Source organism: Streptomyces sp. NPDC002144, assembly GCF_053593695.1.
The window spans coordinates 376,127-391,859 of the sequence record NZ_JBSFDB010000004.1 but is presented as its reverse complement, the minus strand read 5'-3'; the positions used below and the strand labels follow the sequence as shown (position 1 = coordinate 391,859).

Below are 15,733 nucleotides of genomic sequence, written 5' to 3'. Positions count from 1 at the left end.
GCAGCGCGGCACCACCCACACCACGCAGCACACTGCGCCGGCTGGGCGAAGGAAGAGAAAGACCCGAGGGGGAGAGGTCCATGTACGGCTCCTGAAGGCAGGGTTCGGCCGCCACTGCGCCACGTCGAAACAAGTCGAAACCGACCAGAAATCAACTCGACCGAACATCGTGGCGGTAATAACAGCCCCATATCCGGTCATGGGTCAAGACCTGCCCTAGAGCTTTGTGGAAACGTAACCGACACACTTGTGATCATCCCGTTCGATCATTCGAACAGATCGGGACGCAGGGTGACTTACTGGATACGCACGGTCTTCGAGACCGTCACCTGATCAATGTCGGACGTCCTGACGGTGACGTTCATCGTCCACGTCCCGGCGATGGGCAGGGTGACCGAGTTGGTCCCCCAGTAGCCGCCCTGATCGGTGAGTTTCGCGTCGAGCGGGCCGACCTTCTGGGCGGGGAGGGTGAACGAGAGCCGCAGCTCGGGGATGCTGACGATGCCGCCGTCGGGGCCGAAGACCACGGCCTGCACGGAGTTGTCGCCGACCCGGCCCCGGTCGAGGGTGATCTGCACCTTGCCGTGCGCCCCGGGGGTGCCGACGTCGAAGGGCACCGTCGTGACGGAGGCCGCGGGCAGCCCGCCCGCGGTCGCGGGGGCGGCCTCCGCCTCGGCCGCCGCGCGTCCCGGCAGGGTGCCGCCGAGCACGGTGGTGACCACCAGCACGACGACACCGACGGCGACCTCGGCGAGCACCGACCGGCGGAGGTTGCGGCGCGGGACGGAGCCGTCGGCGGCGATCGCGGGCGCGTCCGGCGCGGCGGGCAGCGGCGGACCGCCCACGGGCTCCGGCACCCGTTCCCGTACGACCGTCCCGGTGCCCGCGGTGACCAGCCGGGCCGTCCAGCGGCGCGAGACCTGCGCGGCCGCCAGCAGCAGCACCACGGCGACCAGTTTGACGAGCAGCAGACGGCCGTACGTCGTCCCGGTGAGGGCGCTCCAGGAGCCGAGGCCGCGCCAGGACTGGTAGACGCCGGTGGCGACGAGGACGGTCACACAGGCGAAGGCGAGGCGGGAGAAGCGGGCCACGACGGAAGCGGGGACCTCGGTGCGGTGCAGCAGGATCAGCAGCGCCGTGAGGCCGCCCAGCCAGACCGCCATGGCCAGCAGGTGCAGCACCGTGGACACCATCGCCGCGGGCACCTGGATGCCCGCCGAGGCGTGTTCGGCGGCGGCCCAGGTGAGGGCGAGGGCCACGGCGAAGGCGGTGGCGGCGAGGAGCGGGAGGCGCGGGGTGCCGCGGAGGGCGCCGGGAACGGGGCTGCCGGGCTCCTGGAGGGCCTGGCGGGGGACGGGCGGACCCTGGGCGCCCGGAGGCTCGGCGGAAGCCTGTGAGGGGTCCTCACGTTCTGCGCCCTCGGACCGGGTGCCGGACCCGCCGGCGTCCTGCCTCCCGGCCCCCGGCTCCTCGCTCCCGCCGCGCCCGGCCTCCTGCGCCCCGGACGCCGGCAGCAGGCGCGCCCGCGCCGGGTGTTTGCGAAGCAGTACGTACGCAACGGCCGCGAGCAGCAGCAGGGTGAGCCGGGCCAGCAGGGCCAGGCCCGGACGGCCGGTCAGGGTCCGGGTGAAGGCGGCCGTGTCGAAGGCCGTCGCCGGGCCCGTGCCGTTCTCGTACGGGGCGCGCAGCACCAGCAGGCCCACGGTGGTGCCCAGCAGGATCCACCACCCCACCACCAGCGGTTTCCGCAGCGGGCGCCCGTCCGTCGGGCGGCACAGCAGGGCGAAGGCGGCCGCGCCGATCACCAGCGCCACGGCGAGGTAGGCCAGATAGCGGCCGATGTTGTACAGGCTCTGGGTGGCCGGGTTCTCGACGGGACTCGTGTCGACGGTCGCCGCCGTCGCGGAGGGTTTGCCGACCGAGAAGGTGAACGCGCCGCCCACGGGATGGCTGTCGGCCGACACCACCCGCCAGGCCACCACGTACGTCCCCTGCGCCAGCTTGGCCGGCAGGGTCACGCTCGCCGTGTCGGAGCGGCCCTGCGCGTGCCCGGCCGCGCCGATGCGGACCCGGCGGTTGTCGGGGTCGAGGACCCGGAAGGAGTCGTCGAGCAGGCCGACGGACTCGGTGAAGGTGAGGGTGATGCGGTGCGGGGCCGACTTCAGGACCGTTCCGTCCTCGGGATCGGTGGACTTGAGGGCCGCGTGGGCCGACGCGGGTACCGCGCCGCCGAGGACGAGCAGGAGGAGGGCGCCCAGCAGCACCAGCACCCTGAGCCCGCGCCGGTCGAGTCGCCGGAGCCCCCGGCCGTCCACACCCTCACACTCCACGTCGTCTCTCCGTCGTCGGACTCGCCGCCTTCCCGATGGGTACGGACGTGAGCCGCCGTGTGCTCACCACGTGGGCCGTGCGCACACCCCGCCGTCGACGAGCAGGTCGTGCCCGGTCACCCAGGAGGCCAGCCGCGAGGCCAGGAACACACAGGCGTCCCCCACGTCCTCCGCCCGCCCCAACCGCCCGAGCGGCACGGCCCGTTGCCACCGCTCCACGCCCTCCGGCCAGGCCTCCTCCAGCCCTTCGCGTCCGATCAGGCCGGGCGAGACGGTGTTGACGCGGATACCGAACCGCCCGTACTCCAGCGCCGCCGACCGGGCGTGCATCACGACGGCCGCCTTGGAGGCGCTGTAGTGCGCGTGCAGCGGGGCCGGTTGGCGCGCCTCGATGGACGCGATGTGGGTCACGGACCCGCCGTCCCGCTCCCGCATGACCTCCGCGGCGGCCTGCGTGCAGGCGAACACGCTCGACAGGTTGGTGTCCACGACCGCCCGCCAGTCACCGGCCGTCATCCCGGGCAGCTCCTGGGTCGGCTGTACGGCCGCGTTGTTGACCAGCGCGTGCAGCCCGCCGCCCCACTCGGCCGCCTCGCCCACCACCCGCCGGCACACGTCCTCGTCGCTGAGATCCCCTTGCAGGACGACGGCCCGGCCGCCCGAGTCCTGGATCCGCGCGGCCAGTTCACCGGCCGCCTCCACCGCCGTACGACAGTGGACGGCGACCGCCGCGCCCTCCTCGGCGAACCGCAGCGCGATGCCGCTTCCGATGCCGCCGCCCGCGCCGGTGACCAGGGCGACCTGTCCTTCGAGCAACCTCATGGACGGCACAGTCCCGCGATCTCGGCCGCCCGGTCGGGGTGACGCGCCGTGAGAGCGGCCTCGTCCCCGTGCTCGTAGCCCTCGAAGGTGAATCCGGGCGCCATCGTGCACCCGAACAGGGTCCACGCCCCGCCCGCGAGGACCCGCCCGCCCATCCAGGTGCCGGCCGGCACGGTGAACTGGATCTGCTGGCCCCCCAGGACGTCCGGCCCGAGGACCGTCGTCCGGGAGGTGCCGTCAGGCGCGAGGAGCAGGAGTTCGAGCGGGTCGCCGAGGTAGAAGTGCCAGATCTCGTCGGTCGGCAGACGGTGCAGGGCGGAGAAGTCGTCCGCCGTGAGCAGCGCGACGATCGCCGTTCCCTCGGGCCGTCCGTCGGGTCGCTCGGGGCCCGCCCAGGTCTCGCGGAACAGGCCGCCCTCGCGCGGGATCGGCTGCAGGCCGTAATGGGAGATGAGCTCTTCGGGAGTCACCCGGGGAAGGCTACCGTCCGGTCGAGAAATGCCAGTTGAGCCGTCTTCTCGGGCAGGTGCACGTCGGGGAGGTCGATCTCCGGCAGCACGACCACCGGGCCCGCCTCGAAGCCCTGCCGCAGGAAACGGGCGATCGCCTTCTCGTTGCGCACATCGGGATCGACGACGATCCGGCGCCGGCCGAGCCCCGTCAGGACGTACGCCGTCACGGCCGTGAGCAGCGATCCCGACCACCCGGACCGGGCACCGCCCTCCCCCGCCGGCGCGAGCAGCAGATGGACCCCGATGTCCCCGTCCCGCACCTGGTAGCACTCGCTGACGCGGTCGGCCTCCGGCTCGTAGGTCTGCAGCAGCGCCACCGGGTCGCCGTCCCTGACGACCAGGAAGGCGTGATGGGTGGCGAGACCGGCCATGTGGGCGTAGATCTCGGCGACCTGCTCCCGGCCGAGCCCGTTCATCCCCCAGAACACGGCCCGCTCCTCGCTCACCCAGCGATGGACGACCTCCGCGTCCGCCTCCGGGTCCAGCGGCAGGACCCGGACGGTGCCGAAGCCGTCCAGCCGCTGCTCGTGGACGGCGGCTCGGGCCTCGTACGGATCAGACATCGCTCTCCTTGGTGAGTTGCTCGAAGTCGGTGACGACCGGGACGAGATCCCCCTCGGCCCACAGGGGGAGCTGATCGCGGTGGTGGGGCGAGCCGGGCACCCCGGAGGCCCCGAAGGGCACCACCCACCGGCTGTCCTCCCGGCGCGCCAGGTCCCACACATAGCGGGCGGCGGGGCCCCGCGCGCTCAGGTCGGTCAGCCCGGGCACGGCCGAGGTGCACAGCACACAGTCGTGGTCGCCGGAGAGACCGGGTTCGTCGTACGAGGAGGTGGTGAGCGCCCGCCAGGGGGCGAGCCGGTGTCTCGTGCCCCAGGGGGCGGCGGGCGGCCGGGCGGCCACCTCCTCCAGGGCCGCCGCCACCGCCGCGGGCCGGTCGACGCCGTACAACTCCTCGGCGCGCAGCAGGTGTTCGAGGGCGAAGGCGATGCGGGGGAGCAGGGCGAGCCAGGGGAGGAGGACCTCCGGGTAGGCGGGCGGGACGGCCAGTGCGGCGAAGGCGGGGTGTGCGGCGAGATGCCGTACGACCGCTCCGCGCACCGCCGCGTAGAGGGCCGCGTCGGTGCTGTCCGCGTCCATCCGGCGGTCCCAGGCCAGGAGACGGTCGCGGAGGCCGGTGGCCGCGGGGGACAGGTCCGTCAGGGCCGCGAGGTGGTCCAACAGGGCCGCGGCTGAGGCGAGATGGGTGTCCCTGTGGATCGCGGGCATGTCGGCGGCCGACCAGCGGTCCTTCTCCGCGAGCAGGGCGGCGATGCGGTCGGCCCGGTGGGGCGGGGCGAACTCGACGCCGAGGGGGGTGGCGAGGCCGCGCTGGTTGGCCATCACCGCGACGGCGCCGGTGAGTTCGGCGCGGGGTGTCCCGTGCCGGCCGCGCCACTCGTGGCCGGGCTCCCAGGCGGGGACGAGACGGGTCCGGTTGGCCTCGGAGCGCAGGGGGACATGGCCGGCGACCCGGTGCAGGACTCCGCCCTCGGTGTCGGCGGCCAGGACGACGTTGACGGGCTCGGCCCACAGGTCCAGGGCCCGGTCGACATCGGCGACCCGGCGGGCCCGGAGGAGGGGGAGGAGGGCGCCGAAACCGAGGTCCCGGGTCACCCGGGGCGGATAGCGCAGGGCGAGCGCCAGGGGCTCGTCGTCCGGCACCCCGCCGTCGAGCCCCTCCGGGCCCCCGGCGATCACCGGCCCCCGTTCCGTCTCGAGCACCTCGACCTCGACGGGCGCCTCCCCCGCCACCACCACGGTCTCCACCTGCCTCGACGCCCGCCGCCACACCCCGTCCGGGCCGAGGGCCTCCACGCCCGCGCCCGTCCGCCGGAGCCGCTCCCGGTAGAGGTCCTGGTAGTCGGCCATGGCGTTGGTGATGGCCCAGGCGACCGTGCCGGTGTGGCCGAAGTGGGCGATGCCCGGGACGCCGGGGACGGCCAGGCCCACGACGTCGGAGTCGGGGCAGGAGAGATGGATCTGCTGGTAGACGCCCGGGTCCTCGATGAAGCGGTGCGGGTCGCCGGCGATCACCGCGTGCCCGGTCGTGGTCCGCGCCCCGCCGACCAGCCAGCCGTTGCTGCCGGCGGTGGCGGGCCCGTCCGTGGCGAACAGGGCCACCGACTCCGGCCCCAGATGCCGTATCGCCTGCTCGCGCCAGAGTTTCGCCGGGAACCCCGCGAACAGGATGTGCGTCGCGAGCCAGACGCCGAGCGGGGTCCAGGGCTCCCAGCGGCCGGGGGCGAGGCCGGTCCGGGCGAACTCGGGGGCGGTAGTGGCGGGCAGTTCCCGGTTGACGCCGTCGACGTACGCGGCCACCCACTCCGCGGTCTCCGGGTCCCGCTCCTCCAGGGCCGTCCAGCAGCGCCGGGCGGTGTCGTCGAGTCGGGCGCGACGGGCGAACACGTCCCAGGGCAGCGCCTCCGGGCCCAGGAAGGTGGCCGAGGTGCCCTGCGCGCGGTGCCGTTCGACCTCCAGCTGCCAGGCCCGGTCCCGGGCGGTCACCACCCCCTGCGCGCGGGCGAGTTCACGGACGCCGCCGGCCCGCAGATGCGGAATGCCCCATGCGTCCCGGTGGATCTCGGTCGCCACCCTGCCCCCATCTCTTAGGTAAGGCTTTCCTAATATTCTGTGCCCGAATCGTACGGGAGCCGTGCGGGCTCGATGAGACAGGGTGCGGGCCTCGCGCTCACGTGGAGCTCCGCCCCGTACCGAGGCATGATCGGGGGCATGGACGTCACCCTTCACCTCGCCCAGGACCCCGCGGCCGACGCGCTCCTCGGACGGTCCCCGCTCGCCGCGCTGGTCGGGATGCTGCTGGACCAGCAGGTCCCGATGGAGTGGGCGTTCAAGGGGCCCCGCACCATCGCGGACCGGCTCGGCGCCGACGACCTGGACGCGCACGAGATCGCCGCGCAGGACCCGGAGGCCTTCGCCGCGGTCCTCTCCGAGAAGCCGGCGGTGCACCGCTACCCCGGCTCCATGGCCAAGCGGATCCAGCAGCTGTGCCAGTACCTGGTCGAGCACTACGACGGCAACGCCGAGCTGGTGTGGAAGGGCGTGGCCGACGGGCGCGAGCTGCTGCGGCGCCTGGAGGAGCTGCCCGGATTCGGCAGGCAGAAGGCGCAGATCTTCCTCGCCCTGCTCGGCAAGCAGCTGGGCGTGACGCCCGAGGGGTGGCGGGAGGCCGCCGGGGCCTACGGCGAGGCGGAGTCCTTCCGGTCCGTCGCCGACATCACCGGGCCCGAGTCGCTGGCCAGGGTGCGGGCGCACAAACAGGAGATGAAGGCGGCCGCCAAGGCCGCGAAGTCCTCGAAGTCAGCCGGGAGATAGGGGCCAGTCGACCGCCCTCAGAGGTGGCGCGCCGCCCCGCGCGGGTCCAAGCCCGGAGCATGACCGCCCCACCGTCCAATGCCCCGTGGGGGGCGCAGCCGATCCTCGGTGTTCTGGTACCCGTGCGCGGTGTAGCCCGTACGGGCGGATCCGGTGACCGGCAGGTCGATCACCGGGCGTGTCGGGGCAGACACCTGACGTGAGTGCCGCACGACACCTCCCCCGCAGCCGCACCTGGCTGCGGGTGCTCGTGCTGCTGCTCGCCCTCCTGGTGCCCGGTGAGACACACACGGCCGCTCCGGTCCCGGTGTCGGCCGAGTGCGTCCAGTGCGACGCGGCCGAGGCGGCTCTGCCTCCCGTGGTCCGCGCCGCGGCCCGGGCGGTCGTACCCCTGCGGCCCGCGCCGCTGCCGGACCCGGCTCCCCAGGAGCCCGGGGTGACCGCGACGACCGTCCTGCCCCGGGCACCGCACGCCCTGCGCACCGTGGTCCTGCGCTGCTGACCGACCCCGCTCCGGGAAACGTCGGTACCTACGCGAGGAACACAGCCATGCCCACCGACCCGTACGCGGTCCTGCGCGCCCTGCTACGCGCCGAGGCCGCGCGCAGCGCACCGAAACCGGAAGTGAAGCGACCGGAACCCGAGCGGACCCCGCAGGAACGGGACCGCTGACCCGGCGGCCCGGCGGGGTCAGCGCCTCCGCCGGGCCGTCCCGAACAGGGATCGGGTGATCTCGCGCCCGATCTGCGTGCCGACGGAACGGGCCAGCGACTTGAACATGCCGCTGTCGACGACCTGTTCGACCACGGACCGCTGGGATTGGGACTTCGGCGCCCGGGCCGCCTCCCTCATCTCGTCCGGCCCCTTGGCACCGGCGGGCTTGCCGGACGTCAGCTTCTCGTACGCCGACTCCCTGTCCACAGCCTGTGCGTAACGTCCGTACGACTGCGAGGACCTCACCGCCCGGTCGAGGGCGCCCGCGTCGACGGGGCCCATCAGGGACTGGGGGGCGCGCAGCCGGGTCGCCGCGACCGGGGTCGGGGCGCCCTTCTCGCTGAGGACGGTCACGACGGCCTCGCCCGTGCCGAGCCCGGTGAGCAGCTCCTCCAGGTCGTAGGCGGAGTTGGGGAAGGTCTTCACCGTGGCCTTGAGGGCCTTCTGGTCGTCGGGCGTGAAGGCCCTGAGCGCGTGCTGGACGCGGTTGCCGAGCTGGCCGAGGACGTCGGACGGTACGTCCTTCGGGGTCTGGGTGACGAAGAAGACGCCGACCCCTTTCGAGCGAATCAGCCGGACGGTCTGGGTGATCGAGTCCAGGAAAGCCTTCGAGGCGCCGTCGAAGAGCAGATGCGCCTCGTCGAAGAAGAAGACCAGCTTCGGTTTGTCGGCGTCGCCGACCTCGGGCAGGTCGTGGAAGAGATCGGCCAGCAGCCACATCAGGAAGGTGGAGAACAGCTGCGGCCTGTCCTGCACGGCGGGCAGCTCCAGGACCGAGACCACGCCCCGCCCGTCCTGCGCCGTCCGCAGCAGGTCTGCGGTGTCGAACTCCGGTTCCCCGAAGAAGTCCGCCATGCCCTGCGCCTCGAAGGCGGTGAGGGAGCGCAGGATGACGCCGGCCGTGGCGGTGGACAGCCCGCCGACGGTCTTCAGCTCCGCCTTGCCCTCGTCGGAGGTGAGGAAGGCGACGACCGCCCGCAGGTCCTTCAGATCGATCAGTTCCAGCCCTTTCTGATCGGCGTAGTGGAAGATCAGCCCGAGGGACTGCTCCTGGGTCTGGTTGAGCCGGAGCACCTTCGACAGCAGCACCGGGCCGAAGCTGGTGATCGTGGCCCGTACGGGGATGCCGTGACCGAGTCCGCCGAGGGCGTAGAACTCGGCCGGGAAGCCGGCCGGCGTCCAGTGCTGATGGACCTCGGCGGCGCGTCCCGTCACCCGGTCGTTCGGCTGCCCCGGCGCGGAGATCCCGGACAGGTCGCCCTTCACGTCGGCCAGGAACACCGGCACGCCCTGGGCCGAGAGCTGCTCGGCGATCAGCTGGAGGGTCTTGGTCTTGCCGGTGCCGGTGGCGCCCGCGACCAGGCCGTGGCGGTTGAGCATCGGCAGCGGGACGCGGACCTGCGCGTCCGGCAGACAGGTGCCGTCCCAGAGCAGGGCGCCCAGGTCGAGGGCCGGTCCCGAGAAGGCGTAGCCGGAGGCGATCTCCAGGGCCTCGCGGGGCAGGGCGGGCGCGCTTCCGGGTGCCTCGGGAGCGGTGGCCTCAGGCATGGTCTCGCTGTCACTCATCTCGGACCCCAGTTCCCATATGCCCGGCTTTGCGACGTCTTTTCCAGCGTCGCACTCCGTCTCCATGGCTGCGCCCGGAACGTCTGGACCGGTAGGCTTTCCGTGTGATCTTCAAGCGCATCGGAAACGGCCGGCCGTACCCCGACCACGGCCGGGAAAGCACCCGGCAGTGGGCGGACGTCGCGCCGCGCCCGGTCCGCCTCGATCAGCTCGTGACGACGAAGGGGCAGCTCGACCTGGAAACCCTCCTGGCCGAGGACTCGACCTTCTACGGCGATCTGTTCGCCCATGTCGTCAAGTGGCAGGGCGATCTGTACCTGGAGGACGGCCTCCACCGCGCGGTGCGGGCGGCGCTCCAGCAGCGCCAGGTACTGCACGCGCGCGTGCTCGAGCTGGACTGACGCGCGCCGCGGTGAGGCGGTTCGGTAAAGGCTTGGCCCTTTCGGGTTCACCTGTGCGGCGTCGAATGATCATCTAGTAGGCATCGCCGCTCAGGCGCACTACGCTGCGCTCATGAGCATGCTGACTCCCCCGGGCATGGGCGGGAAGTACCGGATCACGGGGGACAAGTACCCACGGATGCGACAGCGGCGCAGGCGCGGCCGGCTGGTGCTCGCCGTGGTGGCCTCCGTCGTCGCGCTCGGGGTGATCGGCTGGGGCACGCTGCAGCTCATCGACGTCTTCACCGGCGGCGGCAAGAAGGCGTCCGCCGCGGGGCCCAAGTCGGACTGCTCGACGCGGGTGAGCGCGTCGGCGAAGGCTTCCGCCTCGCTGCCGAAGCCCGCGCAGATCACGGTGAACGTCTACAACGCCACCACCCGCAGCGGGCTGGCCAAGAGCACGGCCGACGAGCTGCGCAAGCGCGGCTTCAAGATCGGCGACGTGGGCAACGCGAGCAAGGACTACGACAAGAAGGTCAAGGGCGCCGGGATACTGCTCGGCCCCGCGTCCGCCGTGAACACCTCGCTGCCCGTGCTCGGCACGCAGCTGGTCTCCGCCGAGAAGCGCACCGACACCCGCAAAGGCGTCGATGTCGACCTGATCATCGGGGACGCCTTCAAGAACCTCACGGCCAAGGCGGACGCGGACAAGGCGCTGGCCGCGCTGTCCGGTCCCCAGCCGACGGCCACGTCCAAGAAGAAGGCCTGCTGAGGCGCCCCGCAGGGGCGCGGGGAACTGCGCGATCAGCCACGGCGGACCCGCAGTAACCGCGCACCCGCACCCCTAGGCGAACGGGGATCGTCCCTATTCGGCCGCGCCGTAAAGCCGATCGCCCGCGTCTCCGAGGCCCGGCACGATGTAGCCGTGCTCGTTCAGGCGCTCGTCCACCGCGGCCGTCACGACCGTGACCGGCGTGCCCGCCAGTTCGCGTTCCATGAGTTCGACGCCCTCGGGGGCGGCCAGCAGGACCACGGCCGTCACGTCGTCCGCGCCGCGCTTGATCAGCTCCTGGATCGCGGCCACCAGGGTGCCCCCCGTGGCCAGCATGGGGTCGAGGACGTAGACCTGGCGGCCGGAGAGGTCCTCGGGCATGCGGGAGGCGTACGTGGACGCCTGCAGCGTCTCCTCGTCGCGGATCATGCCCAGGAAGCCCACCTCGGCGGTCGGCAGCAGCCGGACCATGCCGTCCAGCATGCCGAGGCCGGCCCGCAGGATCGGCACGACCAGCGGGCGCGGCCGGGACAGCTTCACACCGGTGGTCCGGGCGACCGGGGTCTCGATGTCGATGGCCTCCGTGCGCACGTCGCGCGTGGCCTCGTAGGCGAGCAGGGTGACCAGCTCGTCGGCGAGACGGCGGAAGGTCGCGGAGTCCGTGCGCTGGTCGCGCAGCGTGGTGAGCTTGTGGGCGACCAGGGGGTGGTCGACGACGTGGAGACGCATGACCTAACAGTAACCGCGCTCGAGGCGCCTTCGCGCTGGCATCAAACCGCCCATCAGGGGGAAAGTGGGAGAGACGCACGTCGGGGTGGTGAGCCTATGCCTGAGCCTGAGTCCCAACAGGACGCGTCACAGCAGCAGACCGACGCCGAGCGCAGGCGCCGCAGGGCCCAGTTCCTGCGGGAACGCGCCGAGGCACGTGAGTTGCGGGACCGCGTGCAGCCGCGGCGGGCCAAGGTCGCCCGGCTGCGCCACGCCATGCGTATGCGCACCTTCCGCTGGTAGCCGCGAGCCGCCGGGGGACGCGCAAAGGGCCGACCGGGTGCGTGCGCACGGGATTCGCCGCGTACGATCCCGCTGGTGGTCGATCAAAACGGGCGGACACAGGGAGCCGAAGACGTCCCCTGAACGCCTTGTTTCTGCCACGATTCCGAGTGGGTGGGGCTCGGCCCTGGCTTTTCCCCGCCCAAGCCTCCGCCGGGGGGACCCCCAACCGGCACGCCTATGACCAGTGGGAGAGTCACGGTGTACTTCGCCGCACTGCTCGCGCGCACCGAAGACGGGTGGGAAGCGAGCGACACAGAGCTCCTCGACAATGTGGAGACGCTGTCGGATCTGGCCGACCTCGCACGGGAGGCCTCGGCCGAGGACGACACGGTGCTCGTTCTGATCGAGCAGGAGGACGCCTGGTTCGGCGTCGTCCGCATCGACGGCGAGGACGACCCTCGTATCTACGTCTCGGACGCCGCCGCCGCTGCCCGCAGCAGCTACGGCGAGATCCTGCTCACCGACGAACTGCTCGGAAGGGAGCCCGGCGACGACGGCCCCGACCTGGACGCCCTCGACCTCGACGGCACCGAGGACGGGGAGGACGAGGACGACGGCGAGGACGACGACGCCCCGTCCGCCGAGGCGGTGCCGCACAGCCCCGTCGGCGACGCCGAGGTCCTCGACGACCTGGGCGTCAGCGCCAAGGAGCTGCGCTCGCTGGACGAGGACGCGCTGACCGCGATCGCCGAGGCCCTCGGCGCCTCGGAGGTCCTGGAGACCGTCCGCTGACGGCGGCGGACCCCGTACGTGACCGCTGGCGGGCCGCGATGCGGCTCGCCCTGACCGAGGCCGGACGGGCGGGCACCGACGTGCCCGTGGGCGCCGTCGTCCTGGCCTCGGACGGTACGACCGTGCTGGGCGCCGGACACAACGAGCGTGAGGCGAGCGGCGATCCGACGGCGCACGCCGAGGTCCTCGCGATCCGCCGGGCCGCCGCCGACCTCGGCGAGTGGCGGCTCGCGGGCTGCACGCTCGTGGTCACCCTCGAACCGTGCACGATGTGCGCGGGCGCGATCGTGCAGTCCCGGCTGGACCGGGTGGTCTACGGCGCCCGCGACGAGAAGGCCGGCGCGGCCGGGTCCCTCTGGGACGTCATACGCGACCGGCGGCTCAACCACCGTCCCGAGGTGATCGAGGGCGTGCTCGCCGAGGACTGCGCCCGGCTTCTCACCGAGTTCTTCCGGGGCCGCTGAATACCGATTTCTGAGCACGGCTCGCGGTGCTGTAAGGTCTCCCTCGGTAGCGTGTCCGAGCGGCCGAAGGAGCTCGCCTCGAAAGCGAGTGTGGCGCAAGTCACCGAGGGTTCAAATCCCTCCGCTACCGCTTCTGAAGGGCCCCGTCGAAAGACGGGGCCCTTCGTGCGATCATGTGCGGTCGTTGGGCAAGGAATGACCTGGGGAGGCCGCGATGGCGGTGAACGCGAAGAAGATCGCCGTCTATGTGCTCGTGGTCTTCGCCCTGTACGTGATCATCACGGACCCGGCCAAGGCCGCCGACTACGTCCAGATAGGGTTCGAGGGCATCTCGGACGCCGCGAAGGCCATCGGTGACTTCTTCACCTGGATCGCCGACGGGGCCCACTAGCCAGGAGCGCAGATGATCCGCCACCTCGTCCTGTTCAAGCTCAACGAGGGCGTCGAGCGCGACGACCCGCGGGTCGTGGAGGGCGTCGAGGCCTTCCGCTCGCTGGAGGGCAAGATCCCCGAGATCCGCTTCTGGGAGCTGGGCTGGAACCTCAGCGACCGGCCCATCGCCTACGACTTCGCCATCAACTCCGGGTTCGAGGACACGGCCGCGCTGCGCGCCTACGTGGAGCACCCGGAGCACCAGGCCGGTGTGACCCTGTGGAAGGAGTTCTCCACCTGGGTGATCGCCGACTACGAGTACTGAGCCCGGAGCGCTCCCCGGCACCGAGCCTCCCGCCGCGACGGCGGGAGGCTTTCGTGCATCTTTTGCACCAACTTGCCCCTCAACACGGCGTAACACATCGTTATGCGGTGCTTGCACACAGTGCACATGTCTTGTGATGCTATGACCGCTTTTGACGGATGAGTTGATCGATGAAGAGGTGGCGTTGACCGTGTCGGCCAGTACTGCGCCTCCCCAGGAAGCCGTCGCCGAAGCCGTCGTGGAAACCGTCGTGGAAGCCGTCACGGAACCCCCGGCGGCCCCCGCCGCCGCGCCGCGCAGCCGTGGCGCCGACACCAGGGCCCTCACCCAGGTGCTCTTCGCCGAGCTCAAGGAGCTGCGGCCGGGCACCCCGGAGCACGACCGGGTGCGCTGCGCGCTCATCGAGGCCAACCTGCCGCTGGTGCGCTACGCCGCCGCCCGCTTCCGCTCCCGCAACGAGCCGATGGAGGACGTCGTCCAGGTCGGCACCATCGGGCTCATCAACGCCATCGACCGCTTCGACCCGGACCGGGGCGTGCAGTTCCCGACCTTCGCCATGCCGACGGTCGTCGGGGAGATCAAGCGGTACTTCCGGGACAACGTCCGCACGGTCCACGTACCGCGCCGGCTGCACGAGCTGTGGGTACAGGTCAACAGCGCGACGGAGGACCTGACCACGGCGTTCGGGCGCTCCCCCACCACCGCCGAGATCGCCGAGCGGCTGCGCATCACCGAGGAGGAGGTCCTGTCCTGCATCGAGGCAGGCCGCTCCTACCACGCCACCTCGCTGGAGGCCGCGCAGGAGGGCGACGGGCTGCCGGGACTGCTGGACCGGCTCGGCTACGAGGACCCGGCCCTGGACGGCGTCGAGCACCGCGATCTGGTCCGGCATCTGCTCGTCCAACTCCCGGAGCGCGAACAGCGAATCCTTCTTCTGCGCTACTACAGCAATCTCACCCAGTCGCAAATCAGTGCGGAACTCGGAGTCTCCCAGATGCACGTCTCCCGCCTACTCGCGCGTAGCTTCCAGCGGCTGCGATCCGCGAATCGGATCGAGGCATAAGAGGCGCACGGGCGCACGCTCCGGAACACACCGGAACGCCCCAGTTCGCAAGCAGGATCGAGTTGTCACCGGCACGAGCGAATCGCTCACCAGGGACGTTCCCGACCGTTCTCTGCCGAAAAACGCTCAGACCCCCTCTTTCCAGGGCCGTTTCGCATCTCGCATGTCGACATGTCACTACAGCGTGTTGCCGACATGTGACATTCTTCCGCCAGTGCGTTTGCCGCGGCTTCGGCTCCGGTATTCAGGTGAAGGCTGAACTCCTCACCAGGGGAGGCTCGGCCGCGACCGTCCCGCGACCCAAAGGGGGTGGCATGTCCGCAGATCAGGGCAGCTCGAAGGTGCTCACGCTCACGAAGAGCGAGACCGCGCCCGACGCCGTTCTCGACGACGTCACGGTCCTGGAGGCCGTGCCGGCCCCGGCCCTTCCGGCCTCCTCGGAGGCCATCGACACCCGCACCCTGTCCCGCTCCCTCTTCCTGCGGCTTGCCACGCTGGACGAGAACAGTCCCGAGCGCATGTACGTCCGGGACACCCTGATCGAGCTCAACCTCCCGCTCGTGCGGTACGCGGCGGCCCGGTTCCGCTCGCGCAACGAGCCGATGGAGGACATCGTCCAGGTCGGCACGATCGGGCTGATCAAGGCGATCGACCGCTTCGACTGCGAGCGGGGCGTGGAGTTCCCGACCTTCGCGATGCCGACGGTCGTCGGGGAGATCAAGCGGTTCTTCCGCGACACCTCGTGGTCGGTGCGGGTGCCGCGCCGGCTGCAGGAGCTGCGCCTGGCCCTCACCAAGGCCAGCGACGAGCTCTCGCAGAAGCTGGACCGCTCCCCGACCGTCCCCGAACTCGCCGCCGTGCTCGGCGTGTCCGAGGAGGACGTGGTCGACGGCCTCGCGGTCGGCAACGCGTACACCGCGTCCTCGCTGGACTCGCCGGCCCCGGAGGACGACGGCGGCGAGGGTTCGCTGGCGGACCGGCTGGGCTACGAGGACACGGCCCTGGAAGGCGTCGAGTACCGCGAGTCCCTGAAGCCGCTGCTGGCCAAACTCCCGCCCCGGGAGCGGCAGATCATCATGCTCCGCTTCTTCGCGAACATGACCCAGTCGCAGATCGGCGAGGAGGTCGGCATCTCGCAGATGCACGTCTCCCGCCTGCTGACCCGCACGCTGGCCCAGCTGCGCGAAGGCCTCATCTCGGACTGAGAGCGGAGACCGAGAGCGGAACGGAACCCGGGGGTTCCTTTTTGACGG

Annotated in this window: 19 protein-coding genes and 1 tRNA gene; 13 read left to right on the top strand and 7 right to left on the bottom strand. The window is 71.7% G+C overall.

The features are described 5' to 3' along the window. Positions 1-296: 296 nt before the first annotated feature. The 5 genes from ACWCQ1_RS09060 to ACWCQ1_RS09040 all read right to left on the bottom strand — a co-directional run bounded on the left by ACWCQ1_RS09060 (position 297) and on the right by ACWCQ1_RS09040 (position 6,298). Positions 297-2,264: a copper resistance CopC/CopD family protein gene (locus ACWCQ1_RS09060; protein ID WP_451026154.1), complete on the bottom strand. Its 1,968-nt coding sequence runs from the start codon at positions 2,262-2,264 to the stop codon at positions 297-299. A gap of 129 nt (positions 2,265-2,393) precedes the next feature. Beyond that, positions 2,394-3,152 carry an SDR family NAD(P)-dependent oxidoreductase gene (locus tag ACWCQ1_RS09055; protein WP_133049730.1) on the bottom strand — a complete coding sequence of 253 codons (759 nt, stop codon included), beginning with the start codon at positions 3,150-3,152 and terminating at the stop codon, positions 2,394-2,396. Then, positions 3,149-3,622, bottom strand: coding sequence for a cupin domain-containing protein (locus ACWCQ1_RS09050; protein ID WP_451026146.1), 474 nt, complete (start codon positions 3,620-3,622; stop codon positions 3,149-3,151). Before ACWCQ1_RS09050 ends, ACWCQ1_RS09055 begins: the two co-directional genes overlap by 4 nt. Then, positions 3,619-4,227 (bottom strand): GNAT family N-acetyltransferase, encoded by a 609-nt coding sequence (locus tag ACWCQ1_RS09045; RefSeq protein WP_451026145.1) that lies wholly within the window; start codon positions 4,225-4,227, stop codon positions 3,619-3,621. Before ACWCQ1_RS09045 ends, ACWCQ1_RS09050 begins: the two co-directional genes overlap by 4 nt. Continuing rightward, positions 4,220-6,298: a penicillin acylase family protein gene (locus ACWCQ1_RS09040; RefSeq protein ID WP_451026144.1), complete on the bottom strand. Its 2,079-nt coding sequence runs from the start codon at positions 6,296-6,298 to the stop codon at positions 4,220-4,222. The genes ACWCQ1_RS09045 and ACWCQ1_RS09040 overlap by 8 nt, the downstream gene beginning before the upstream one ends. Positions 6,299-6,436: 138 nt before the next feature. On the opposite strand from ACWCQ1_RS09040, the gene ACWCQ1_RS09035 reads away from it, so the two are divergent. From ACWCQ1_RS09035 to ACWCQ1_RS09025, 3 genes are all read left to right on the top strand, one after another. Continuing rightward, positions 6,437-7,039, top strand: coding sequence for an HhH-GPD-type base excision DNA repair protein (locus ACWCQ1_RS09035; protein WP_133049734.1), 603 nt, complete (start codon positions 6,437-6,439; stop codon positions 7,037-7,039). Positions 7,040-7,238: 199 nt separating this feature from the next. Beyond that, a complete protein-coding gene (locus ACWCQ1_RS09030; RefSeq protein WP_451026143.1) occupies positions 7,239-7,541 on the top strand; it encodes a hypothetical protein in 303 nt (100 codons plus the stop codon). A 47-nt stretch (positions 7,542-7,588) separates the two neighbouring features. Then, a complete protein-coding gene (locus tag ACWCQ1_RS09025) occupies positions 7,589-7,711 on the top strand; it encodes a hypothetical protein (protein ID WP_358607319.1) in 123 nt (40 codons plus the stop codon). 18 nt (positions 7,712-7,729) lie between these two features. On the opposite strand, the gene ACWCQ1_RS09020 is transcribed toward ACWCQ1_RS09025, so the two are convergent. Further along, positions 7,730-9,319 (bottom strand): helicase HerA-like domain-containing protein, encoded by a 1,590-nt coding sequence (locus ACWCQ1_RS09020; protein WP_451026142.1) that lies wholly within the window; start codon positions 9,317-9,319, stop codon positions 7,730-7,732. A gap of 104 nt (positions 9,320-9,423) precedes the next feature. Between ACWCQ1_RS09020 and ACWCQ1_RS09015 the strand changes: the two genes are divergently transcribed. Next, entirely contained in the window at positions 9,424-9,720 is a 297-nt protein-coding gene (locus tag ACWCQ1_RS09015; protein WP_003999914.1) for a type II toxin-antitoxin system VapB family antitoxin, read from the top strand. Between the two features lie 112 nt (positions 9,721-9,832). After that, positions 9,833-10,471 carry a LytR C-terminal domain-containing protein gene (locus ACWCQ1_RS09010; protein WP_358607305.1) on the top strand — a complete coding sequence of 213 codons (639 nt, stop codon included), beginning with the start codon at positions 9,833-9,835 and terminating at the stop codon, positions 10,469-10,471. A gap of 93 nt (positions 10,472-10,564) precedes the next feature. Here the strand turns inward: ACWCQ1_RS09010 and upp are convergent, their stop codons facing one another. Next, a complete protein-coding gene (gene upp / locus ACWCQ1_RS09005) occupies positions 10,565-11,200 on the bottom strand; it encodes a uracil phosphoribosyltransferase (RefSeq protein ID WP_133049737.1) in 636 nt (211 codons plus the stop codon). Between the two features lie 96 nt (positions 11,201-11,296). On the opposite strand from upp, the gene ACWCQ1_RS09000 reads away from it, so the two are divergent. From ACWCQ1_RS09000 to ACWCQ1_RS08965, 8 genes are all read left to right on the top strand, one after another. Continuing rightward, positions 11,297-11,482, top strand: a complete 186-nt coding sequence (locus ACWCQ1_RS09000) for a hypothetical protein (protein ID WP_133049738.1) — start codon at positions 11,297-11,299, stop codon at positions 11,480-11,482. A 240-nt stretch (positions 11,483-11,722) separates the two neighbouring features. Continuing rightward, entirely contained in the window at positions 11,723-12,256 is a 534-nt protein-coding gene (locus ACWCQ1_RS08995) for a tRNA adenosine deaminase-associated protein (protein WP_133049775.1), read from the top strand. A 38-nt stretch (positions 12,257-12,294) separates the two neighbouring features. Next, positions 12,295-12,720 carry a tRNA adenosine(34) deaminase TadA gene (tadA, locus tag ACWCQ1_RS08990; protein ID WP_451026141.1) on the top strand — a complete coding sequence of 142 codons (426 nt, stop codon included), beginning with the start codon at positions 12,295-12,297 and terminating at the stop codon, positions 12,718-12,720. A 45-nt stretch (positions 12,721-12,765) separates the two neighbouring features. Continuing rightward, a tRNA-Ser gene (locus ACWCQ1_RS08985) sits at positions 12,766-12,850 on the top strand. A gap of 84 nt (positions 12,851-12,934) precedes the next feature. Continuing rightward, complete coding sequence (locus ACWCQ1_RS08980; RefSeq protein ID WP_165955203.1) at positions 12,935-13,111, top strand: hypothetical protein; 177 nt, start codon at positions 12,935-12,937, stop codon at positions 13,109-13,111. 12 nt (positions 13,112-13,123) lie between these two features. Continuing rightward, positions 13,124-13,417, top strand: coding sequence for a Dabb family protein (locus tag ACWCQ1_RS08975; RefSeq protein WP_133049739.1), 294 nt, complete (start codon positions 13,124-13,126; stop codon positions 13,415-13,417). A gap of 178 nt (positions 13,418-13,595) precedes the next feature. Next, positions 13,596-14,480: an RNA polymerase sigma factor SigF gene (locus tag ACWCQ1_RS08970; protein WP_439959899.1), complete on the top strand. Its 885-nt coding sequence runs from the start codon at positions 13,596-13,598 to the stop codon at positions 14,478-14,480. A 314-nt stretch (positions 14,481-14,794) separates the two neighbouring features. After that, positions 14,795-15,685 carry an RNA polymerase sigma factor SigF gene (locus ACWCQ1_RS08965; RefSeq protein WP_133049741.1) on the top strand — a complete coding sequence of 297 codons (891 nt, stop codon included), beginning with the start codon at positions 14,795-14,797 and terminating at the stop codon, positions 15,683-15,685. Positions 15,686-15,733: the final 48 nt, after the last annotated feature.